A 22,597-nucleotide genomic window follows, 5' to 3' on the forward strand; every position below is an offset into this window, starting at 1 on the left:
CCGATTTTTTATGTGTTTTTTCTGTCCGAACACTAGCTGCGAAAGCGAATATTGGTTAATTTTGCAGCAAATCCTTTTGCTATGAATAAATGTGACCAATGTATCGTAAGACAGCTTTCTTCTCTAAAAGCGCTTAATAAAGATGAAGTTGTGAAGCTGGCCAATAGCAAGACGACCTATACGATTAAAAAAGGAGATGCTCTTTTTGAGGAAGGCGAAGTTACTAATGGCGTTTTTTGTGTAAAAGACGGGGTTGGAAAGCTCTCTAAATTAAGTGCCAACGGAAAAGATCAAATTGTAAAACTGGTAAAATCAGGAGAACTTTTAGGTCAGCGTTCTATGATTAGCAATGAACCTGCCAACTTATCGGCCAAAGCGGTTGCTGATATGGAGGTTTGTTTTATTCCGAAAGCTGAAATTCTTCACTTTTTTAATAACAACAATCAGTTTTCTATGAATTTGATGCAGTCGATATGTGAAGATTTAAAAGAATCTGAAAACGATAAAATTGCATTGGTTCAGAAAACGGTAAAACAACGTTTGGCAGAAACTTTACTGCAATTGCACGACGATTTTGGTGAAAACCCGGATAAAACCCTTAAAGTTCAGCTCACAAGAGAAGAACTGGCCGGTATTATTGGTACAGCCACAGAAAGTTGTATTCGCCTATTGTCTGATTTCAACAAGCTGAAATTAATTGAACTGACTGGTAAAAAGATCAAACTTCAAGATATCAAAGCTTTAAAAAGACTGGCGGAATAATTACAGTTTTTTAGCTTCATTCCAAAAAACATCCATTTCGGCCAAAGTCATGTCCATTAAAGGTTTCCCCAATTCGCCTGCTTTACTTTCAAGGTACTGAAAGCGTTTGATAAACTTTTTGTTGGTACGCTCCAAGGCATCTTCAGGATTTATATTTAAAAATCGGGCATAATTGATCATGGAGAATAGTACATCACCAAATTCGGCCTCTATTTTGTCCTGGTCTCCGACTTTTACTTCAATTTGCAATTCTCCGAGTTCTTCCTGCACTTTATCCCAAACCTGATGCGGTTCTTCCCAGTCAAAACCAACTCCTTTTACTTTGTCCTGAATTCGGCTGGCTTTAACCAATGCTGGTAAACTTCTTGGAACTCCTTCCAGAACTGATTTTTTGCCTTCTTTTAGTTTTAGTTTTTCCCAGTTTTGCTTTACTTCTTCTTCATCTTTAACTTTGGTATCGCTGTAGATATGCGGATGACGGTGAATGAGTTTATCGCAAATCTCGTTACACACATCTGCCATATCAAAATCATTGGTTTCTGAGCCTATTTTTGCATAAAAAACAATATGCAGCAGCAAATCACCCAATTCTTTTTTCACCTCATTTAAATCATTGTCTAAAATGGCATCTCCTAACTCATAGGTTTCTTCAATGGTAAGATGTCTGAGCGTTTGCAAGGTTTGCTTTTTATCCCACGGACATTGCTCACGAAGTTCATCCATGATAATTAGTAATCTTTCGAAGGCTTTTAGTTGAAGTTCTTTGCTCATTTTTGAAGTTTTATCGAGGTTGCGACGATTGTTTGTAAAAGTAAAAAATCCTGTCAAGAAAACATCTTAACAGGATTAATATATTTTAAGTTTTTAGGTTCTGAGGTTCCAAGATTCTGAACTTCTAAGACTCTGAGCCTAATCTTTTTTTAACAATCTAAAATGGAACTCAGTCACTTAAAAACTTAGTGCCTTAGAACCTTAAAAGAATGCTGTAAACTACTATTCTTCTTTTTTAGCTTTTGCTTTTTTAGGAGCAGCTGCTTTTTTTGGTTTTTCTTCAACAGCAGGAGCTTCTTCAACCTCTTCAACTGCAGCAGGAGCCAAATCTGTTACCAAACCTTTAGCCTGAAGTGTATTGTACCAGTTTAATACTTTTTTAATATCAGAAGGATACACTCTTTCTTCGTCGTATTCAGGTAAAATTTCTTTAAAATAAGCCGCTAATGTAGCATTGTCTTCTTTATGTGAAATGGCTTGCCCTTTATTTTCTTTAGTAGCAATACGCTGCATTACTTCTGTTAATGGTTTTTCGCCTTCGTAAGTATAAATTGAAATCTCTGATAATAAACTTACATTACTTTTTAAGTTTACTGTGATTTTTTTTCCATCTGTTAATGATTCTGCCACAAAACCAGTACGGGTTTGTACTTTCAATACATATAAACCTGGTTTCCCAGAAATGGCTAAAATTTTCTCTAAATTCATGTTTATTAAAATTAGTATTAAGAATTTGATTTATTATATTTCTTTGATTCTAAATTCATACTTTAGAATACTATCTTCCTTTTTTGGCAGCAAAAAATTTCATTCTGTACTCCTGAAATGTTTTACCTTCTGTAATGTTTTTTAATTTTTTCTGGATCAGACGTTTCTTCAAAGACGAAATTTTATCTGTAAACAGAACTCCTTCAATATGGTCGTATTCATGCTGAATAACTCTTGCAATTAAACCATCAAAAACTTCGGTTTTCATTACAAAATCTTCCTCACAATATTCAATTGTAACGGTTGGTTTTCTGTAAACGTCTTCGCGAACATCCGGAATACTCAGACAGCCTTCGTTAAAGCTCCATTCTTCGCCTTCTTCTTTCAGAATCTTAGCATTGATAAAAGTTTTTTTGAAACCTTTTAAATTTTCCTGCTCATTTAACGGCAAATCCTCATCATCACTAAAAGGAGTCGTATCAATAACAAACAAACGAATAGGCACACCTACCTGAGGCGCGGCAAGCCCAACTCCTAAAGCGTTGTACATGGTTTCGTACATGTTTGCTATTGTTTCTTTTAAGTTTGGATAATCCGGCGTAATAGCCTCACCCACTTTTCTTAAAACAGGATCACCATATCCTACAATTGGTAAAATCATTTGTAATATTTTAATGTATTATCTACTGAAAAACACTGAATTTAATTCCTTTAATTCAGCTGGCAAAAATAGTAAAAAATAGTCAATGAATAATTCGAAAGCTATATTATATATCATTTTTTGCAATCTCGCCAAAAACTCATCCATAATTATGCCAAATTAATTCGTACAATTCTTACCTTTGTTTGTAAACCTCAATATATGTTTGATCGTATCTCGAAATTTACCAACAGTACTTCTTTTTTAAATGCCTCAAAAGTAACTATTGCTTCAGTCGTTCCCGTCTTAATTTTAAATTTTATTGGACACTTCGAAATAGGTTTTACCATTGCGTTAGGCGCATTTTATACGTACCCAAGTGATGTTCCGAGTTCGTTAAGCCATAAAATAAAAGGTCTAATTGTGGCTTCCTTTATTGTTTCGGGAGTCAACTTACTAGTAAATCTCGCCTACCCTTATCCCTTTTTGTTTTATCCTTTTTTAGGCTTTTTACTGTTTCTCTGTTCCATGATTTCAGTGTACGGTCAGCGTGCTACTTTGGTTTCTTTCTCTGCCTTACTATCGATTTCCTTATCATTTGGTCATTTACATGAAGGCTGGGAAGCTTTTGAGTATTCTGGTTTTATTTTTATTGGAGGAATTCTGTATCTCATTGTATCCCTTGTATTTCATTTTGTACAGCCGTATAAATATGTCGAGCTTCAAATTGCCGAAGGCATAAAACTAACCGCCAAATATTTAAAACTAAGAGGTGATTTATGGAATCCCGAAGCCAACAGAAAAGCCATCATCGAGAAACAATTAAGCGTTCAGGTAGAACTAAACCTGATTCATGAGGATTTAAGAAAAATGCTTATTGGCAATCAAAATACCTCTGGAGCTACAAGTCAAAATCGAAAGATGCTACTTGTTTTTATTACTCTGGTGGAGATTCAGGAACTGGCCTTATACACTTCTTTTGACCACGATAAACTGCATGAAAAATTTGCCGCACATCCCGAGGTGCTTCGAACCTACCAGAATGTGGCTTATAAACTGGCTTCTACTTTAAAAAAACTTTCTAAAAACGTGCACAATATCAGTGTATATGTAGACAAGAATGATTTAAAGAATGAACTGGATGCTCTTGAATTTGCCATTTTTGATTACGAAAAAACCTTAGGCAAAGAAGAAGCGGCCGAAGGGGTTTTAATGTTAACCAATATGCTGAAATATGCTAAAAATCAGGTTGGAAAAATTAAAATCATCCAGCGTGCTTTTTCGCTTGCCATGCAGTCTTATAAATTAAAGGACAAGGACAAAGAGCTGGAAAAGTTTCTTACTCCCCAGTACTATCCGTTGCGTACTCTGACTGAGAATTTATCGTATTCGTCTTCTATTTTCCGACATTCGATACGACTGACAACGACTATCTTAATTGGTTTTGTGATTGGAAAATTTCTTCCGTTTCAAAATGTCTATTGGATTTTACTTACCATAGTCGTTATCATGCGTCCGGGTTACGGCTTAACAAAAGAACGATCCTATAATCGAATTTTCGGTACTATTTTAGGTGGATTGTTAGCGTTTGGAATCGTTTCTTTGGTTCAAAATCATGTTATACTAAGCATCTTCTCTATTGTTTGTATGCTTCTTGGTATTTCGTTTACACAGATTAACTATAAAATAAGCGCCACTTTCGTTACGATGTATGTCGTTTTTATTTATGGAATTTTAACCCCGGATGTGGTTCAGGTAATTCAGTTTCGAATTTTGGATTCACTTGCCGGAGCTATTTTAGCGTTTCTAGCCAATCAGTTTTTATGGCCTGCCTGGGAATTTATCAATACGCCGATACACATTGAAAATTCGATACGTGCCAATCGAAATTACCTGAAAGAGATTGCCGATTTCTACAATAAAAAAGGAGAAGTTCCAACCTCATACCGATTGTCCCGAAAAAATGCCTTTGTTGAGGTCGGTAACCTGATGACTTCCTTTCAGCGCATGATGCAGGAGCCCAAATCAAAGCAAAAAACACTTCCGCTGGTCAACAAACTGGTGGTTTTAAACCATTCGATATTATCGGCTCTGGCCTCTTTATCGACTTATATTCAGTCTCATCAAACCACTTCGGCTTCGGAATCGTTTAATTACATTATAAAAACAATTCTTTCGAATCTGGACCATGCCATTGCTGTTTTAAGAAATGAGAAGATCGTAAACGATACTTATTTTGACAAGGAAGATGTGACTTTGCAATTTGAAGAGCTTAAACGTGTTAATTTTAAACGTCTGGCCGATGATGATGATTTGGATAAAGAAACGCGACAAGCCAAAATGCAAGAAGCCCAAATGGTCATTGAGCAATTGATCTGGATGAGCAATCTGGCAGAAAAGATTTTAAAGATTACAAAGGAATTTAAAGCAACAAATCCAGATTAATTCATCTGGATTTGTTATTTATTATAAGATCTGAGCTTAACTATTTTTTAGTTTTAAAACTTCAGATGTATGTTTTCTAAGTTCTGCTAAAAGCTCTGGTTTGTCATTTAAAGTCTGACCGTATGAAGGAATCATATTTTTCATCTTTGCCTGCCATTCCGGTGTTTTCACCTGATTGGTAAAACATCTGCTGATCAAATCGACCATAATACCAACGGCAGTTGAGGCTCCGGGAGAAGCTCCCAGCAATACGGCAAGACTTCCGTCATGTGTATTGATTACTTCTGTTCCAAACTCCAAAACTCCACCTTCTTTTTCATCTTTTTTAATCACCTGAACGCGTTGTCCGGCTCTTTCCAATTTCCAGTCTTTAGAACGTGCTGTAGGCAAATATTCGCGTAAGGCTTTCATTCTGTCTTTTGGAGACTGACGAAGCTGCTCAATCAAATATTTTGTCAGAGGGATGTTGTGGTATCCTGCAGACAACATTGGGATTAAATTGTTCGGTTTTATAGATAATGGTAAGTCTAAGTAAGAACCATTTTTTAAGAAACGAGTTGAAAATCCTGCAAACGGACCAAAAAGCAATGCTTTTTCGCCATCAATTACACGGGTATCGATATGCGGTACAGACATTGGAGGTGCTCCAACACTTGCTTTTCCGTAAACTTTTGCCTGATGTTTAGCAATTACCTCCGGATTGGTACATTTTAACCATTGTCCGCTCACCGGAAAACCTCCGTATCCATTTCCTTCCGGAACATTTGCTTTTTCCAATAAAGGCAACGAACCTCCACCAGCTCCAATAAATACAAATTGGGTATAGGCTTTTCTCACATTACCGGTAGCAAGATCGGTAATTTTAATACGCCATGATTTATCTTCACGCTGTTTTAATTTTTTAACTTCATGATTAAAGTGCAAAGAAACACCATCAAGCGTCGCTAAATAATTAAACATGCTTCTGGTTAAGGCCCCAAAATTCACATCGGTACCTATTTCCATATGAGTAGCAGCCAATTTTTCATTAGCTTCTCTGCCTTCCATCACAAGCGGCATCCATTTTTTTAATTGCTCAAAATCAGAACTGAATTCCATTTGAGAAAAAATTGGATTGCTCTGTAATGCTTCAAATCTCTTTTTAAGATATTCCACATTTTTTTCGCCCCATACAAAACTCATATGAGGAACGCTTTTTATAAAATTATCTGGAGAGGGTATCTTTTTCTCTTCTACTAAATAAGACCAGAACTGGCGTGAGATCTCAAAAGATTCTGCTATACTTATTGCTTTTTTCGGATCAATACTTCCGTCAGCCTTTTCGGGAGTGTAATTTAGTTCACAGAAGGCTGAGTGTCCCGTTCCTGCATTATTCCAGGCATCTGAACTTTCGGCAGCAGCAACATCTAATCTTTCGTAAATTTCAATTTTTATATCCGGTTGTAATTCTTTCAAAATTACTCCAAGAGTGGCACTCATAATTCCCGCTCCAATCAGTACTACTTCACTATTAGAACGTATTGTTTCGTTAGACATAACAGTATTGTTTTAAAAGTGCAAAGGTACTTTTTATAATTGCAAAAAAAAACTAAAATTGCATGATAAAAGTTATGTTTTTCTAAAAAATAAAAGGTCTAAAGACTGAGTATGAAAAAATCTAAAAACGTTTTGCCGAAAGGTAGTCCTGAAGCATGATAGTAGCCGAAATTTCATCGATTAAACCTTTGTTCTGACGCTGCTTTTTACTAAGTCCGCTATCAATCATGGTTTGAAACGCCATTTTGGATGTAAAACGCTCGTCTACCCGAACCACTTTCATATCGGGGAAGATGTTTGAGAAGTGAGTAACGAATCCTTTAATTATCGAAGCACTTTCTGATGGCTGCCCATTCATTTGCTTGGGCTCTCCAATTAAGACAGCTTCAACTTTTTCTTTGGCAAAATAATCTTTCAAAAAATCAATCAGGGTATTGGTCGGGATTGTGGTTAAACCTGAAGCAATAATTTGCATTTCATCGGTAACCGCAATTCCGGTACGTTTTTGTCCGTAGTCTATAGAAAGAATTCTTGGCATTTTTGATTTTTTAACAAAGATAGAAAGGAAACCTAGAAATTTAAAGAGAATCTTTGTATTTTATAAAACCAAATACAAAAACCATATCCTTGTCCTCATCTACTTCATAAACGGACACGTATTCATACGATCTTCCGAATTAAATTCAAAAAATCCGTTTTGAAAGCTCAAAACGGATTTTTCCCAAATATTCAAAACCTAAAAAAATAACTCTATCTATTAAACAATCTCCTAAAAAAACCTCTTTCCTCCTCTTCATCATTGTCCTGTACTTCATACTGCGCAAACTTCGCTTGGGATTTCTCATGCTCGTATATTAACTCTTTAATATATTCAACATAAGTTCTTTTCTTTTCTTCCAGAAACCCAATAAGGTACTTCTCACTAAACTCCATACCGCTTGCTGCTTCAATTTGCAGTAGTTTTTTATACAATGGTTCGATGTGCAGCGCAATAACTTCCTGAGGAACCGCTTGTCGTCTTCCAAAATAATTTACAATAACACCGTTCTCGTCTTTTGCAATTTCAAAATCGGTAATTACCCAGTAATAACGCCCTGATTTGGCTAAGTTTTTTACAATAGCATGGAAATTTCTTCCGCTTTTAAGATTTTCCCAAAGTACTTTAAAAATAACCCTTGGCATATCCGGATGGCGAATTATGTTGTGTGGCTGTCCCATTAATTCATAATCTTCGTAACCACATACATCTACAAATACTTCGTTGGCATATTCAATAATCCCAAAGGCATTTGTTTTACTCATAATCACCTGTGTTTTATCCCACGTGACCTCTTTATCGACAACCGCGACACGGTTCTGAACTTGATTTTCTTGATTCATTTCTTACTAATTTAATAATTTGTTTTTGGAATGGTATTTTGTAGTTCCCCCCAATCTTTCGGGAATTATACCGCGAAATTAAAGAGAATGAAAAGTCTAAAATCTGATATTTATCATGTTTTTCTATTTTAAAAAAACGTTAATAAGTCTATATCATTCTTACATTTTTATGACAGCTGATTTATTTATCAAATTACAAACAAAAAGTTATACCTGTAACATTTTAGAAGGGTTTTACTTTTCTGCTTTTCCGCAAATACCTTATCTTTGCCAAAAATTAAAACTTATGAATTCTTTACAGACTATAATAGAACAAGCTTGGGAAAACAGAGCTTTATTACAAGAAACAACCACAACTGACGCTATCAGAGAGGTCATTGCATTGATTGACGCAGGAAAATTACGTTGCGCTGAACCGGTTGGTGACAAGTGGCAGGTAAACGAATGGGTTAAGAAAGCGGTAGTAATGTATTTCCCAATTCAGAAAATGGAAACATGGGAATCAGGTATTTTTGAATATCACGATAAAATGTTGCTAAAAACAGGTTATGCTGAAAAAGGAATTCGTGTAGTACCTAATGCTGTAGCACGCTATGGAGCTTATATTTCGAGCGGTGTAATTTTGATGCCAAGTTATGTAAATATCGGTGCTTATGTTGACGAAGGTACAATGGTTGACACTTGGGCGACTGTAGGTAGCTGTGCACAAATTGGTAAAAACGTTCACTTAAGTGGTGGTGTTGGAATCGGTGGTGTATTAGAGCCGCTTCAGGCTTCTCCGGTTATTATTGAAGACGGTGCTTTTATTGGTTCTCGTTGTATTGTAGTAGAAGGTGTTCACGTTGGTAAAGAAGCTGTTCTTGGTGCTAATGTTTGTTTAACTGCTTCAACAAAAATTATCGATGTGACTGGTGACGAACCTGTTGAAATGAAAGGTTTTGTTCCTGCCCGTTCGGTTGTGATTCCTGGAAGTTATACTAAAAAATTCGCTGCTGGTGAGTTTCAGGTTCCATGTGCCTTGATTATCGGTACGCGTAAACCATCAACAGATCTGAAAACATCTTTAAACAATGCGCTTCGCGAATACGATGTTGCGGTTTAATTGACGTCTTATAAATAATAAAAAACGGAATGAGTAAAAGCTCATTCCGTTTTTTTTATTCTAATTCTTTTATTTTTTTATGTTTTTCCTGCAGTTTTAAAAGCTTAGCATATTTCATATAAGAAGAAGCCCCCTGAATCATCGAAAACGTAAGACCATCCAACCCGTTTAAAAATCCTTTCTTAAAAAAATAGCATCTGAAAAAGGATACTGTACCATTCAATACAGGCTTAAAACTGTTGACTCTTTTATTCCGGTCAAAAAGTTGTTGGGCATGCCAGGTCGAATACAGGTTTTTCTTAGCAATAAACTGATCCAAATTTTCCCAGGCATAATGGTTAATATGAACTTTCACACATGTTTTTTTATTTCCTGAAACCTTCTGGTGTACGAAATCTTTTGACGGAGAAGCTGTTTGTTTGTTAAAAAATCGTGAAGTTTTATCAGGGTACCAACCGGCAAAATTTATCAACTTATCCCCTAAATAATTGTACAAACAAAAAGCATAGACATCATAATCCTGATTTTCATATTTTCCTGACAATATAAATTTCTCAGCATCTTCAGCCAAAATCTCATCGGCATCCAAATTTAAAATCCAATCATTTTTACAATAAGAGAGACCATGAATTCTCTGAGGTCCGTCACCTAAAAAGCACTGCAGAATCACTTTAGCTCCTTTTTCTTCCGCAATTTTAACGGTATTGTCTTTACTGAAAGAGTCTACAACAATTACTTCGTCACAAATTCTAAACAGCGCATCAATACATTTACCTATGTTCTTCTCCTCATTGTACGTTATTACAAGTCCACTAATTTTCATACTGTTTTCAAAATAATTTAAGCTTACCTATTTTCAATTTTAGTTTAAATTTAAATAAACTATCTTCCCCCTTTATGTCAATCCTTTTTACCAAATAGTTATCTTTAAAAGGAAATTTATTCACTCTGTTCCCTATTCGCAAACCATATTTTATGCCATTTTTGCGCATGATTTTCTCGAAAACAGCAAACTCCTCCTTCTTCTTCGCATAATTCCCAAAAGGGTAAGCCAAAACGGGTTTTATATCTAAGTGATTCTCCTGTATAAATTTATTAGACCTGTTAAAATCAGCTTCTAACTCTTCTTCAGATAACGAACTGTACTTTCTATGTTCAAAAGAATGATAGCCCAGCTCAATCAAGGTAGTATCTAAACCTTTTAGCTGCTCGACACTCATGATTTTTTCCTTTCCCTCAATCCAGTAGTCATAATTTCCAACAAAAGAAAACGGTATAAAAAAAGAGGCTTTTAATTGGTATTTTTCAAGCAAAGGCACTGCATACAGAAGCTGACATTCGGTAACATCATCAAAAGTGATGATGATACTTTTTTGAGGTAACTCTTTTAAACCTTCTAAATCCTTAAAATGAAATGTGGTGTAATTGTTCTCCTGTAAAAATCTAAACTGAGATTCTAACTTAGATACCGACACACTCAAATTTAAAGACTTCGCTTCCTCTACAACGACATTATGATACATTAAAACTGGCAGCTTTGACATCTCTCTTTTTTTGACAAAGCTATAATTAATAGTATTATATTTCACAAAAAAACTAGATTTAAGCAAAAAAAAAGAAAGAGAAAAAAAACCTCCTTTACGAGGAGATCAAATTCAACTATTATTTACGACAAGATGTATAAAATATCCGTTAAACGGTCATAATTAAGGAAACGTCCTACAATAAAAAATGCACTAAATAAGTCTCTATTTAGTGCATTTTATAAAATGTAATAAAACATTTATTTTAACTTCTTCTGAAGTTTTAAAAGCTTGGCATATTTCATATAAGAAAAGAAGCTCTGAATCATTGCGATCGTCAAGCCGTCCAAACCATTAAAGATCCCTTTCTTAAAAAAAATAACATCTAATAAAAGCAACAGCTCCGTTTGTAATGGGTTTAAAGACATTTATTCTTCTTCCCTGATCAAACAATTGTTGTGCGTGCCAGCCTGAGTATTGGTTTTTCTTCGCAATGATCTGATCCAGAGAATCCCAACCGTAGTGTAAGATGTGTACCGCTACTTTTTTCTCATTTTGAGTTATTATTTTCTGATGCACTTTTGAATCAGAAGGATGTGCCGTTTGTTTGTTGAAGAAACGCACTTTATGATCAGGATACCAACCCGAAAAATCGATGAGTTTATCTGCCAGAAAGTTTTTTACTCTAAAACTAAAAGCATCGTAGTTTCCTTCAAGATACTTTTGTTCTACAATAAATTTCTCGGCATCCTGATCCAGAAATTCATCGGCATCGAGATTTAAGATCCAGTCATTTTTGCAATAAGGTAAACCATGTGTACGTTGAGGACCATCGCCTAAAAAGGCCTGTTCGATAACTATTGCGCCTTTTTCTTTCGCAATTTCTACCGTACGATCCTTGCTAAATGAATCCACTATGATCACTTCGTCACAAACTCTAAGTAAAGCATCGATGCATTTACCAATGTTTTTTTCTTCATTGAAAGTAATAATAAGACCACTAATTTGCATTTGGAGGGGGTAATTTTGTTTTTTGCAAAAATACAGCTTTTTATTTTAGTTACTGTATCTTAATCGTGCGTTTGCACACTTCATAATTTTATTAGTAATTTAGCGCACAAATTGAATTTTAGATAAATGAGAATATTAGTCATTCAGCAAAAAAGAATTGGAGATGTATTAACAAGTACGATAATCTGTAACAACCTAAAAAGCAAATACCCGGATTCGGTTATCGATTATATGTGTTACCCAAATTCTGTCGATGTACTAAAAGAAAACAAGAATATTGACAACATTATTCCTTTGACGAATAAGGTTAGAAAATCAACTCCTTCTCTGTTTAAGTTTATTTTTCAAATCCGACGCAATAAATACGATGCCGTTATAGACGTATACTCTAAGCTGGAAACGAATTTAATTACGTTGTTTTCGGGCGCAAAATATAAGGTTTCGTATCGCAAATGGTACACCAAAATATGCTACAATTACACCTACGAGCGTTTGGATGCTGTAGAATCTGAACACGGATTAGCCATTGAAAATCGTTTAATGCTTTTAAAACCGTTTATTTCTGAAAAGATTACCGATGTAAAACCGAAGATATTCCTGAAAGAATCTGAAATTAATGACGCCAAAAACCTTTTGAAAAGTTATAAGGTCGACAGCGAAAAACCATTAATTATGTTTGGAATTTTAGGAAGCGAAGTTTACAAAACTTATCCGTTGGAAGGAATGGCTAAAATAATCGATTTTACAGTTGCCAAAACCAATGCTACTATTATTTTCAATTATATCCCGGATCAGAAAGAACAGGCCCTCGAAGTATATAACCATTGCAGTGCCGAAACCAAGAAACACATTGTTTTTGATTTGTACTGCACCGAACTGAGACCTTTTCTGGCGCTACTTTCGCAATGTGAAATGTTAATTGGAAATGAAGGCGGAGCTGTAAATATGGCCAAAGCGCTTGATGTTCCAACTTTCTCTATCTTCACACCCTCTGTTAGAAAAGAAACCTGGCAAATATTTGAAAATGAAGCCAAAAACTTCTCCATTCACTTAAAAGATTTAAAACCGGAAATATACCAACAGCATACTGAACAATATATAAAAGACCATACTTTTCAATACTACGATGAGTATCCCTTAACTTTAATACTTGAAAAGTTAGCTACGTATTTTCAGGAGTACAAGAATTAAATCTGATGAATACTACTGAAAGGCAAAAGTTATCCGTTTTGATCATTACGCTTAACGAAGAACAGCACATCAAATCACTGCTGCAAGACATCGATTTTGCAGATGAAATCATTGTGGTCGATTCGTACAGTACTGATGGTACGCTTAGTATAATTGAGTCTTTTAAAAACGTACGGGTAATCCAGAACCAATTCATCAACTATACCTCTCAACGCAATTTTGCGATTGATCAGGCAAAAAATTCGTGGATCTTATTTATTGATGCTGACGAAAGATTAACTCCGGACCTGAAATCGGAAATTACAGCCACCATTAATCAGGAAACCACCGCAAGCGCTTATCTGATTTACAGAACATTTATGTTCAAAAATAAAAAACTGCGTTTTAGCGGCTGGCAAACCGACAAAATTTTCAGGCTTTTTAACAAAACATACTGCCGATACAATCAGGACAGAATGGTGCACGAAAAACTGATTGTAAAAGGAGAGATCGCTACTTTAAAAAACAAAATCATTCATTTCTCCTATACCTCTTATGCCGATTACAAAGCAAAGATGTACAGTTACGGGGTTTTAAAGGCCAATGAAAAGCAAAAAAAAGGACAGAAATCATCTCGTTTACTGATGATTTTCCATCCTGTTTATACTTTTTTATATCAGTTTTTAATTCGTCTGGGGTTTTTAGACGGAATAAAGGGAATCACGATATGTTATTTAAACGCCTACAGCGTCTTTATTCGCTATAAAGAGCTTTCCCGAATTACTTCTTCCAAAACTTAAGTTTCTTTTTCAAACGCTTTTTTCTGTAAAATTGCTCCTGAAAATCAGCTGTGTATTTCCATAAAGTATCAAATGTTTTTTGTTCTGATTCTTTATAAAACTTCGCATACTCATTACTCATAACAGCCACCATTTCTTTTAAGGGAGTCAGACGGCACAAGTTTTTCATTCGCATTTCAAAAGACATGGACTCGTGAAATTCCATTCTGTTTAAATCAACCAAAAAGAATTCATAATTTCCGTCTGGTTTCTTTTTAATCAAAGTATTTCCCGGGGAATGATCTAAAAACTCTATCCCTTTTTCGTGAAGTTCAAAGCTAAATCTGGTAAATTGTCTCAGAATGTTATCATGATCCGGGTAATCGGGAATTTCTACAAGTTCTCTGTAGGTTAGATCCGTTACCAAATGCTCACTCGCATAATAACTGTCTCTCAAGCCAATAAAATTAAAGTTCTCTAAAAATGCCATTGGCTGTGGAGTCCCAATACCTTTTTCCAATAAAATTGTAGCATATTCATACGAACGTCTTGCCTTTGATTTTCTAAAATAACGATAGGCTACTTTATTAATTAAATTCGGAATTTTGAACGATTTGATGTTGATTGTTTTTCCATCAAGATCAAACAGTTTAATCACATTGCGATCTCCATTTCCAAACAACTCGCCTGAAGTCTTAAAGTTTTTAATAAAAGACAGTATATCCCTGGAGCTTTTTACTGCTGTTGAAAATTTAAATTTTGAGATCATTAAATATATCTTTGATATTAATTAGTACCCGTTTCCAAAAGGACTTATTCCGGCCTGAACGGCCAAAAGTAGCTTATTTTCTGCCATACTGCTCACGAAATGCAAGCAGGCAAAATTAATCTTATAATTAAGAAAAATCAATTATTCTGAGATTAAATTTGCTTTTTAACCTATGCCTTTTTCTTTTTTAGAGAGTATTTCAGCCACTGTCCGAAATTCTTAAAATAAAGCGTGAACTTAGGTACGTTTAGCCTTTTTTCCTTTTCAATAATCTCTTTTATCTGAGGAATACTTTTGGTTGAAAAGAACCCCAGCTTCTTCCATCTTTTAGGCTGCAAATAGTAGAAATCCTTATAGTCTTTATAATTGTTTTCATTCACAACGAGCCATTTGTCCAAAAACCCTTTGTCTACATCTACATTATGTCCCCAATTGTCAAGCTTAAAACGCAAGTCTTCTTCGGTTCTTGACAACGATTCATGCAAAACAATGTTGTTGGTATAAATCTGACGTTCCTTAATTCTGCGTCCGCTTTTATAATTAGGATAGTTCGTAGCAAAAATTGCTTTTAACGGTTTATCTACATACAAAATTCCTTTATCGGTATACTTATAAAGCATCACCCAAAAAGCACAAATTTGTATTGGATTTTTCTCGGGATTAATCAAATAAGAATCGTATCGTCTTAGATCTGAAACGAACTTTTTAAAATCAACAAAATACTCGTCGCAATCCACCTGAACAATCCAATTTCCGATTCCCATTTTTTCGGCAAGCATTTTTCGCTCTCTAATTTCACATTCCATTGTTGTCAGCGTCGGAACATAAAAATCATCCTCATAAACCACTACTTTCTTTTCGACATCAAAGGTCTTAATCCACTCAAAAAAAGAGTCGTCGATCGTAAAGCTTCCGCCATTCCAAGTATTTCTGTTTTTATCAATGGCGATAAAAACAGCATCTGCCTCATTATACACCGTTGGAAGTGAAGTTTTTAACAATTCATAATCATACGAAACCAGATAGCCTACTTGTATTTTTCCTGTCATTTTTACTTTTGTAATTTGTTGCAATTTACTAATTAATCTCTACTTTTGCATCATGAAAAAGCAATATGACTATTTAATAATTGGATCAGGACTCTATGGTAGTGTGTTCGCTCATGAAGCCACAAAAGCAGGAAAAAAATGCCTGGTAATTGACAAAAGAGAACACATAGGAGGAAATGTATATTGCGAAAATATCGAGGGAATTAATGTTCACAAATACGGCGCACATATATTTCATACCAACGATAAAGCGATATGGGATTATGTAAATCAATTTGTTGAATTCAACAACTTTACAAATTCCCCAATGTCACTCTCAAAAGGTAAAATGTACAATTTGCCTTTTAACATGAATACTTTTTATCAGCTTTGGGGAACCAAAACTCCTCAGGAGGCCAAAGCAAAAATTGATGAACAAGTAGCCGCTTATGGTGTAAAAAATCCTCAAAATCTGGAAGAACAAGCGCTAAGTCTTGTTGGAAAAGATATCTATGATAATTTCATAAAGGAATATACCGAAAAACAGTGGGGAAGAAAAGCTACTGAATTACCTGCTTTTATCATAAAAAGACTTCCGGTTCGATTTACTTTTGACAACAATTACTTTAACGATACCTATCAGGGAATCCCAATTGGTGGTTATAATAAACTTATCGAAAAGTTGTTAGACGGAATTGAAGTAATAACCAATACCAATTATTTCTCAGACAGAGCAAGATTTGACGGACTTGCCGACAAAATTGTCTACACTGGAAAAATTGACGAATATTTTGATTACAAGTTAGGCGTTCTTGAATACAGATCGCTGCGTTTTGAAAACGAAACGCTTGACACCGACAATTTTCAAGGAAATGCGGTCATTAATTACAACGATGCCAGCTACCCTTTTACCCGAATAATCGAGCACAAACATTTTGAATTTGGCAAACAGAAGAAAACGGTTATCACAAAGGAATATCCATGCGAATGGAATCCTTCTAATGAGGCTTTTTATCCGATAAACGATGCTAAAAACCAGACACTGTTTGAAGAATACAAAAAGTTGTCGTTAGAACAAACGAATGTAATATTTGGAGGAAGATTGTCAGAATACAAGTATTACGACATGCACCAGATCATCGCCATAGCTTTAAAACGATCTAAAACAGAATTGACAAATGATTAAGATTTTTATCGTAACTCATAAAGAAAACCCGGTATTATCCAATGATATTCTCGTTCCAATTCAGGTTGGAACAAACGAACCAATCACTGCTACTATCCTGAGAGATAACACGCAGGACAATATTGGAAACAAAAACAGTAATTATTGTGAATTGACAGCTGCATACTGGATTTGGAAAAATGAAAAAGAAGCAGACTATGTAGGCATTTGTCATTACAGAAGATATCTTAACTTTTACAACGACTGGTATAACTTAAAACCTTCGGCACAGAAAAAAATCAAAAACGAAGATTTCAAAAATACTAAACTGTACAACGTATCTTCTGAAAAACTGGAGAAAAAAATAGCTTCTATTCTTTCAGAGTATGATGTAATTCTATGCCGTCCTTATAAATTCAAAAAAGGATCTTTGACCCAAAATTATGTTGAAGAACACAGAAAAGAGGACTGGGATTTAACCAAACAGATCATTCTGGAAAAATACCCGGAATACAAAAACAGTATTACTCAGTTTCTTGATGAAGGAACTCTGTTTCATATGGGAAATATGATGGTTAGTTCAAAAGAAAAATTTGATGCTTACTACACCTGGCTTTTTTCCATACTGTTTGAACTGGAATCCCGAATTACAATTCCGGAAGATGCTTATCAGGCCCGAATTTTTGGTTTTATATCCGAAAGATTAATCAATCTTTATATGTATCACCATAACTTCAAAATCAAAGGAGTCCCATCATACAAAATAATTGACTTGTAATATGAACGAAGAAATAACCAAAGCGTACGAAGTCATAAAAGAAGGCGGAATCATTCTCTACCCTACCGATACGGTGTGGGGAATTGGCTGCGACGCAACAAATCCGGAGGCTGTTGCCAAAATATACAAACTCAAGCAACGTGCTGAAACACAAAGCATGATTGTATTGATGAACGGGGAAAAAATGATGTACAATGTATTTAAAGACATCCCTGAAGTAGCCTGGCAAATTTTAGATCTATCCGAAAAACCAACTACTTTAATATTAGACGAACCGCGTAATGTTGCTCCAAACATTATCGCAGCAGACAATTCGCTTGCAGTTCGCCTCGTAAAAGAACCATTCTGTTTCAAATTATTAGAACGAATGAAAAAGCCATTGGTTTCTACTTCAGCCAATATTTCAGGACAACCTACTCCTATTGCCTTTAAAGACATCAATCCCGAGATTGTAAAAGGCGTAGATTATGTAGTAAATCTTTATCACGATAAAATTGCCGGAAAACCATCCACCATCATAAAACTAACAAAGGATTCACAGGTAAAAGTGATACGTAAGTAATTTTAGATTGTAGATTTTAGATTGCTGATTCGCTAAATGCAAAAAAAATAGCGACTCGTGAGTAAATAGTTTCAAGTTTCAGGTTTCAGGCTACAACAATCGCAATACAACCCTTTGTACCTTTGTACCTTTGTACCTTTGCACCTTTGCACCTTTGCACCTTTGCAACTATAAAACCTCAGAACCTTAGCATCTTAGCACCTTTTAAACACTTTTTAAACTCTCAATCAACCAATCGATATCTTCTTTGGTATTGAAATGACTAAATGAAATTCGGAGATTTGGCAATTTTAAATCCGTCTCCGAAAGCATTTCTTTCAAAACATGTGATGGTTTCACGCTCCCGGACTGGCAGGCACTACCTCTTGAAACTGCAATTCCTTTCATATCCAGACTAAACAGCAACATGGACGTTTTATCGGCCGAAAAAGGTAAAATAATGTTGATGATGTTATAAAAATCCTCTTTTTTGCCGTTGATTCTGAAACCCGGGAAATGAATTTCGAGCTGATCAATCAAATACATTTTCAAATCAGTGATATAACTTCTCTCTTGCTCTAAATTCTCGTACGAAAGCGACAGTGCTTTTGCCATTCCGGCAATCTGATGCACCGCTTCCGTACCCGCACGAAGTCCTTTTTCCTGCTCTCCGCCAAAAATTAAAGGCTGCAATCCGGAGTTTTTTCGAACAAAGGCAAACCCCACTCCTTTCGGACCGTGAAATTTATGTGCACTTGCCACAATAAAATCAACAGGGATTTTTTGCAAATCGATCTCTGTTTTTCCAACAGACTGAACGGTATCCGAATGAAACAAAGCATTGTATTGCTTACAGATTACACCAACTCTATCCAGATCTAAAACAGTCCCGGTTTCATTGTTTACGTGCATCAGACTAACAATTGTCTTTTTCTCTTCGGCTAATAAATTTGATAAATGCGTTACATCGATACTTCCGTCAGCGTTGATATTCACATAATCAACCTGAACCTTGTACTCCGATTCTAAAACCATTGCGGTATGCAGCACTGCATGATGCTCGATTCTGGTTGTAATGATGCGTTCGACCTTAAGATCTTCGATTGCAGAACGAAGAATCCAATTATCGGCTTCAGTACCTCCAGAAGTAAAAATAATCTCCTGTGCGGTACAATTTAAGTGCTTGGCAATACTTTTTCTGGAGAGCTCCAAAATGGTCCTTCCATTTCTTCCGAAACTGTGTGTAGAAGACGGATTACCAAAATCTTCTGTCATTACTTTTGTCATTTCCTGAATTACTTCAGGACGCATGGCGGTTGTAGAGGCGTTATCGAGGTATACTTTTTTCATTGCTGCAAAGTTATGAAATATCAATTGTCAAATGTTGAATATCATTTGCCAAATTTTTCACTATTTTTGACCTCAAATAAAATTACGATGAAAAAATATGCAAGCCTTCTCTTCTTTGCGCTTTTATTAAACGGCTGCGATGATGGAGATCTAACAGTAGATACAATTGATTTTAGTGACCCAACTATTACAGCTCAGACCTGTAATACCACAACAAATAATCTTATATACAAACTTAAAAAACAAGAGTCGTTAATGATTCAGTTCCCTGAAAACACTCTTGTAAATGATGCAACAGCACCAGGAAAACCCTTATCTTTCGACATCAACAACACCACAACCCGCGTGGTATACCGAGCCTATAATGGTTTGGTTGGCACCGCAAATATCTGTGGCGCTATCCCCCCAACAACACCAAGCGTAACAGAGGAATGGCAGGCTACAGCCGGAAAAATCATAGATATTAGTACCGCAGAAGTAACAGACAGTCCCGATGGAAGTTCTAAAATTACAGGCTACAACCACAGTCTTGTTTTCCAAAACATTACTTTCCTTAAACCTTCAGGACCACAGGTAGAGGCCGAATACTCTTTCGGAGTGTTCAAAACCACTTACGCTTCTCCTACTACAACTTTCTTAGGTGTTGTCAGACAATGTCCTACTACAAAGCAGCTGTTTAACTTTAGCGCCTCGACTGCTTTAACCATTGACAATATCGATACCGCTTTACTTGAAAAAGTAGTTACACCCACAAATCAGCCTAAAAGAGGCTTAATCAATGCCACTACAAACAGGGTTTTTGTACGTACTTATAACAACGGTTCTCTGGATCAGAATTATTTTTGTTCTTCACCACTACCAAGTACTCCTTCGGTAAACGAAGTTTGGATCGCAGATAATGGTGAACAAAATGTAAGTGGAATTATTGAAGTAAGCACATCACTTGTTGGAACTACTTACTTCCATACTATTGTTCTTAAAGGCGTGAGATTCACAAAAGGCAACAGCAGCTTTAAATTACCAAGCACTTATAACTACGGAACCCTTGAGGTTGTAGCTGCCCCATAAAAAAGTTAAAACGCGGTTTTTGACCGACGCTTTATTTCCTACAAAAAAACGTCCGTTTTCAAGTCTGATTTTACTACAAATTCAGAAAGAAAAACGGACGTTTTTTTATGCTTTATTCTCAATATTTTCCCGTCGAAACAAAGCTTTATTTTTGGTTTTGCCTAAAATAAACCTCAGTAGCACCTAAGCCATATTTTTGATAGTTGGCATCCTGAAAATCGATTCCGTCGTAACGCCCCAATAAAAAGTCAAGTTCGGCTTTTAAAATTCCTTCGCCGACACCATGAATAAAAACGATTTTCGGAATGCGGTTTCTGATCGCAAATTCAATATGTCTTTTTGCCGTTTCTGTCTGTAAGGCGAGAATATCGTAGTTAGACATTCCGCGTTTGTTTGGTACCAGTTTTTCGATATGCAAATCAAATTCAGGAGCCGAAATTTCGCGCTTATCCTTCTTTTCTTTGACAAAACTTCTTGGTTTTGGCTCGGTTTTCTCCTTTGAAATCTCATCTAAATCAATTCTTTTAATAGAATTCATTAAATTACTGGAATCTTGCACTTTAAGTAATTCGTTGACAAAAAATGTCATCGTAAATCCATCCTCAGTTTCAATCAAAACCTCATTGTTTTTCACTGAAACCACTGTTCCATTTATGGCTTCGTCTAAAACCGAAACCTTATCTCCTTTAGTCAACATCCTGCTCTTCTTTATCTTGATTTTTACTTGGTGTTTTTGCACTCAACTGCATCATTCCATACATGAAAACCGCTATCGCAATAACCATGATGTAGATGTTTTTTTCTGCTGATACTTGCTCATATAACGCTACCGAAATAGCAAGAATCATTATTAAAATTTTAAACGCTTTCATTTTTTATAAGTATTGAAAGTCCAAAAGTATGAAACTTTAAAATAGCAACTCCCTCCTCCCGAAACTACTTTCCTTCTTTTTAAAAAAAACAAGCCGTTAACTTCGGCAAAACAAATACACTTCCAGCACTTCAAAACCTTCCTTTTTCACAAGTACAATCCAGTAGATTTAAGGCCTGCTTTATTCTTACTTTTTTACACTAATTTTCAGTAGTACCCAAAGTGCATTTCATTCACCATACCGCTTTTCAATTTTCAAAAAATGAAGTTCTTCTTTTAGCAAAAGAATAAATTCAATTGCTCAAAACAGTCCATACTCTTAAACCCAAAAAAACATTCTTTCGCAATCTCGAATCAGTTACTTTCTTCTTGTTTTTTTTGTAAGAATTATTTTTTAATCTGATTCAAAATATCATTCATCATTTCGATTTGAACTTTTTGAATTTCGATCAATTCCTGTTGCTGATGCATAATCAAATGGTCAATTTTATCATGAATCATTCTAATCTCCAATTCCGATTTCAGATTGATCATATAATCTTTTTTGGCACGATTTCGATCCTTCTCTTCCTGACGATTCTGACTCATCATAATTACCGGAGCCTGCAATGCCGCAATGCACGATAAGATCAAATTCAGCAAAATAAACGGGTACGGATCAAAACCTTTGTTGACCAAAATATAAACATTCGCGCCGATCCAAACCACAATGAAAAGCAGAAACGAAATGATAAACGTCCAGCTTCCGCCAAAATCTGCCACCTGATCCGCCACTCTCTGCCCAAAATTTCGGGTTTCTACTTCATCTTCTACCGTACTCACAATCGACTTGTCTTCTTTTAGCGAGGAAATAACATTTCTTTCAAGATCGGAAAGTGCTCCTATTTCGGTTGACAAATAGTTTGAAATGTATCGCTGACGGTATTCATTCAATTCTTTTACAGCAATACAATCCTCATCACTAAAAGAAGGATGGTCTTTAATGATCAATCCTAATATGGGATCGTGTATCGATTTTCCGTAAATTTTATCGGTTTCAGGAAAGGAAATATCAGAGATAGCGCTTTTAAAAGTCGAATTGTTTTTCATTTTTATAAATTTTACTTGCTAATTTACGCATTTAACTCCTTAAGAATTACATAAAACACCAGCATTTGCATTTCTTTTATTTATCACAAATACAGTTCTCAAAAGAAAATT

At 35.4% G+C, this 22,597-nt stretch carries 23 protein-coding genes and 1 pseudogene; 9 read left to right on the forward strand and 15 right to left on the reverse strand.

The annotated features are described in order from the left end of the window. The first annotated feature begins 81 nt into the window (after nt 1-81). Nucleotides 82-762 carry a Crp/Fnr family transcriptional regulator gene (locus ACN1CN_RS03495; RefSeq protein ID WP_291286237.1) on the forward strand — a complete coding sequence of 227 codons (681 nt, stop codon included), beginning with the start codon at nt 82-84 and terminating at the stop codon, nt 760-762. On the opposite strand, the gene mazG is transcribed toward ACN1CN_RS03495, so the two are convergent. The 3 genes from mazG to def all read right to left on the reverse strand — a co-directional run bounded on the left by mazG (nt 763) and on the right by def (nt 2,902). Then, entirely contained in the window at nt 763-1,533 is a 771-nt protein-coding gene (gene mazG, locus ACN1CN_RS03500; RefSeq protein WP_419134674.1) for a nucleoside triphosphate pyrophosphohydrolase, read from the reverse strand. A 222-nt stretch (nt 1,534-1,755) separates the two neighbouring features. Next, nucleotides 1,756-2,241 (reverse strand): DUF5606 domain-containing protein, encoded by a 486-nt coding sequence (locus tag ACN1CN_RS03505; RefSeq protein ID WP_419134675.1) that lies wholly within the window; start codon nt 2,239-2,241, stop codon nt 1,756-1,758. Nucleotides 2,242-2,311: 70 nt separating this feature from the next. Continuing rightward, nucleotides 2,312-2,902 carry a peptide deformylase gene (def, locus tag ACN1CN_RS03510; RefSeq protein ID WP_264523492.1) on the reverse strand — a complete coding sequence of 197 codons (591 nt, stop codon included), beginning with the start codon at nt 2,900-2,902 and terminating at the stop codon, nt 2,312-2,314. 201 nt (nt 2,903-3,103) lie between these two features. Here def and ACN1CN_RS03515 point away from each other — a divergent pair, with 201 nt between their 5' ends. Then, nucleotides 3,104-5,326 carry an FUSC family membrane protein gene (locus tag ACN1CN_RS03515; RefSeq protein ID WP_419134676.1) on the forward strand — a complete coding sequence of 741 codons (2,223 nt, stop codon included), beginning with the start codon at nt 3,104-3,106 and terminating at the stop codon, nt 5,324-5,326. 36 nt (nt 5,327-5,362) lie between these two features. On the opposite strand, the gene ACN1CN_RS03520 is transcribed toward ACN1CN_RS03515, so the two are convergent. The 3 genes from ACN1CN_RS03520 to ACN1CN_RS03530 form a co-directional block, all read right to left on the reverse strand. Then, nucleotides 5,363-6,862, reverse strand: a complete 1,500-nt coding sequence (locus tag ACN1CN_RS03520) for a malate:quinone oxidoreductase (RefSeq protein ID WP_419134677.1) — start codon at nt 6,860-6,862, stop codon at nt 5,363-5,365. Between the two features lie 121 nt (nt 6,863-6,983). Next, nucleotides 6,984-7,400 carry a Holliday junction resolvase RuvX gene (gene ruvX, locus ACN1CN_RS03525; RefSeq protein ID WP_264523488.1) on the reverse strand — a complete coding sequence of 139 codons (417 nt, stop codon included), beginning with the start codon at nt 7,398-7,400 and terminating at the stop codon, nt 6,984-6,986. A gap of 212 nt (nt 7,401-7,612) precedes the next feature. Further along, nucleotides 7,613-8,242, reverse strand: a complete 630-nt coding sequence (locus tag ACN1CN_RS03530) for a PAS domain-containing protein (RefSeq protein ID WP_291286234.1) — start codon at nt 8,240-8,242, stop codon at nt 7,613-7,615. Nucleotides 8,243-8,528: 286 nt separating this feature from the next. Here ACN1CN_RS03530 and ACN1CN_RS03535 point away from each other — a divergent pair, with 286 nt between their 5' ends. Next, nucleotides 8,529-9,344: a 2,3,4,5-tetrahydropyridine-2,6-dicarboxylate N-succinyltransferase gene (locus ACN1CN_RS03535; RefSeq protein WP_264523484.1), complete on the forward strand. Its 816-nt coding sequence runs from the start codon at nt 8,529-8,531 to the stop codon at nt 9,342-9,344. Nucleotides 9,345-9,399: 55 nt separating this feature from the next. Here ACN1CN_RS03535 and ACN1CN_RS03540 read toward each other — a convergent pair whose 3' ends face one another. From ACN1CN_RS03540 to ACN1CN_RS03550, 3 genes and pseudogenes are all read right to left on the reverse strand, one after another. Continuing rightward, nucleotides 9,400-10,167, reverse strand: a complete 768-nt coding sequence (locus ACN1CN_RS03540; protein ID WP_291286232.1) for a glycosyltransferase family 2 protein — start codon at nt 10,165-10,167, stop codon at nt 9,400-9,402. 7 nt (nt 10,168-10,174) lie between these two features. Next, complete coding sequence (locus ACN1CN_RS03545) at nt 10,175-10,888, reverse strand: polysaccharide deacetylase family protein (RefSeq protein WP_419134678.1); 714 nt, start codon at nt 10,886-10,888, stop codon at nt 10,175-10,177. Between the two features lie 239 nt (nt 10,889-11,127). After that, nucleotides 11,128-11,878, reverse strand: a pseudogene (locus ACN1CN_RS03550) (glycosyltransferase family 2 protein). 126 nt (nt 11,879-12,004) lie between these two features. Between ACN1CN_RS03550 and ACN1CN_RS03555 the strand changes: the two are divergent. Together ACN1CN_RS03555 and ACN1CN_RS03560 are read left to right on the forward strand one after the other, a co-directional pair. Next, a complete protein-coding gene (locus tag ACN1CN_RS03555) occupies nt 12,005-13,069 on the forward strand; it encodes a glycosyltransferase family 9 protein (protein ID WP_419134679.1) in 1,065 nt (354 codons plus the stop codon). Between the two features lie 5 nt (nt 13,070-13,074). Beyond that, nucleotides 13,075-13,848 (forward strand): glycosyltransferase family 2 protein, encoded by a 774-nt coding sequence (locus tag ACN1CN_RS03560; protein ID WP_419134680.1) that lies wholly within the window; start codon nt 13,075-13,077, stop codon nt 13,846-13,848. Here the strand turns inward: ACN1CN_RS03560 and ACN1CN_RS03565 are convergent. Together ACN1CN_RS03565 and ACN1CN_RS03570 are read right to left on the reverse strand one after the other, a co-directional pair. After that, on the reverse strand, nt 13,829-14,596 hold the full coding sequence (locus tag ACN1CN_RS03565) for a Kdo domain containing protein (RefSeq protein WP_419134681.1): 768 nt from the start codon (nt 14,594-14,596) through the stop codon (nt 13,829-13,831). The two genes, ACN1CN_RS03560 and ACN1CN_RS03565, sit on opposite strands and share 20 nt — an antisense overlap. Before the next feature lie 170 nt (nt 14,597-14,766). Further along, nucleotides 14,767-15,645: a hypothetical protein gene (locus tag ACN1CN_RS03570; RefSeq protein ID WP_419134682.1), complete on the reverse strand. Its 879-nt coding sequence runs from the start codon at nt 15,643-15,645 to the stop codon at nt 14,767-14,769. Nucleotides 15,646-15,697: 52 nt separating this feature from the next. Here ACN1CN_RS03570 and glf point away from each other — a divergent pair, with 52 nt between their 5' ends. Genes glf through ACN1CN_RS03585 form a run of 3 tightly spaced genes read left to right on the forward strand, consistent with a single transcriptional unit; the run spans nt 15,698 to nt 18,129 of the window. Further along, nucleotides 15,698-16,810 (forward strand): UDP-galactopyranose mutase, encoded by a 1,113-nt coding sequence (gene glf, locus ACN1CN_RS03575; RefSeq protein ID WP_264523478.1) that lies wholly within the window; start codon nt 15,698-15,700, stop codon nt 16,808-16,810. Then, nucleotides 16,803-17,567, forward strand: coding sequence for a DUF4422 domain-containing protein (locus ACN1CN_RS03580; protein WP_264523477.1), 765 nt, complete (start codon nt 16,803-16,805; stop codon nt 17,565-17,567). The genes glf and ACN1CN_RS03580 overlap by 8 nt, the downstream gene beginning before the upstream one ends. Before the next feature lies 1 nt (nt 17,568). After that, nucleotides 17,569-18,129 carry an L-threonylcarbamoyladenylate synthase gene (locus ACN1CN_RS03585; RefSeq protein WP_291286225.1) on the forward strand — a complete coding sequence of 187 codons (561 nt, stop codon included), beginning with the start codon at nt 17,569-17,571 and terminating at the stop codon, nt 18,127-18,129. A gap of 204 nt (nt 18,130-18,333) precedes the next feature. Here the strand turns inward: ACN1CN_RS03585 and ACN1CN_RS03590 are convergent, their stop codons facing one another. Further along, on the reverse strand, nt 18,334-19,458 hold the full coding sequence (locus ACN1CN_RS03590; RefSeq protein ID WP_419134683.1) for a cysteine desulfurase family protein: 1,125 nt from the start codon (nt 19,456-19,458) through the stop codon (nt 18,334-18,336). An 87-nt stretch (nt 19,459-19,545) separates the two neighbouring features. Here ACN1CN_RS03590 and ACN1CN_RS03595 point away from each other — a divergent pair, with 87 nt between their 5' ends. Continuing rightward, entirely contained in the window at nt 19,546-20,526 is a 981-nt protein-coding gene (locus ACN1CN_RS03595) for a hypothetical protein (protein ID WP_419134684.1), read from the forward strand. Between the two features lie 145 nt (nt 20,527-20,671). Here ACN1CN_RS03595 and ACN1CN_RS03600 read toward each other — a convergent pair whose 3' ends face one another. From ACN1CN_RS03600 to ACN1CN_RS03610, 3 genes are all read right to left on the reverse strand, one after another. Further along, on the reverse strand, nt 20,672-21,223 hold the full coding sequence (locus ACN1CN_RS03600; protein ID WP_419134685.1) for a Smr/MutS family protein: 552 nt from the start codon (nt 21,221-21,223) through the stop codon (nt 20,672-20,674). After that, entirely contained in the window at nt 21,213-21,398 is a 186-nt protein-coding gene (locus ACN1CN_RS03605) for a hypothetical protein (RefSeq protein WP_017498305.1), read from the reverse strand. The genes ACN1CN_RS03600 and ACN1CN_RS03605 overlap by 11 nt, the downstream gene beginning before the upstream one ends. A 386-nt stretch (nt 21,399-21,784) precedes the next feature. Next, nucleotides 21,785-22,486: a DUF1003 domain-containing protein gene (locus ACN1CN_RS03610; RefSeq protein WP_419134686.1), complete on the reverse strand. Its 702-nt coding sequence runs from the start codon at nt 22,484-22,486 to the stop codon at nt 21,785-21,787. Nucleotides 22,487-22,597 lie beyond the last annotated feature (111 nt).

The organism is Flavobacterium sp. T12S277, from assembly GCF_048514875.1.
Taxonomy (GTDB): Bacteria; Bacteroidota; Bacteroidia; order Flavobacteriales; family Flavobacteriaceae; genus Flavobacterium.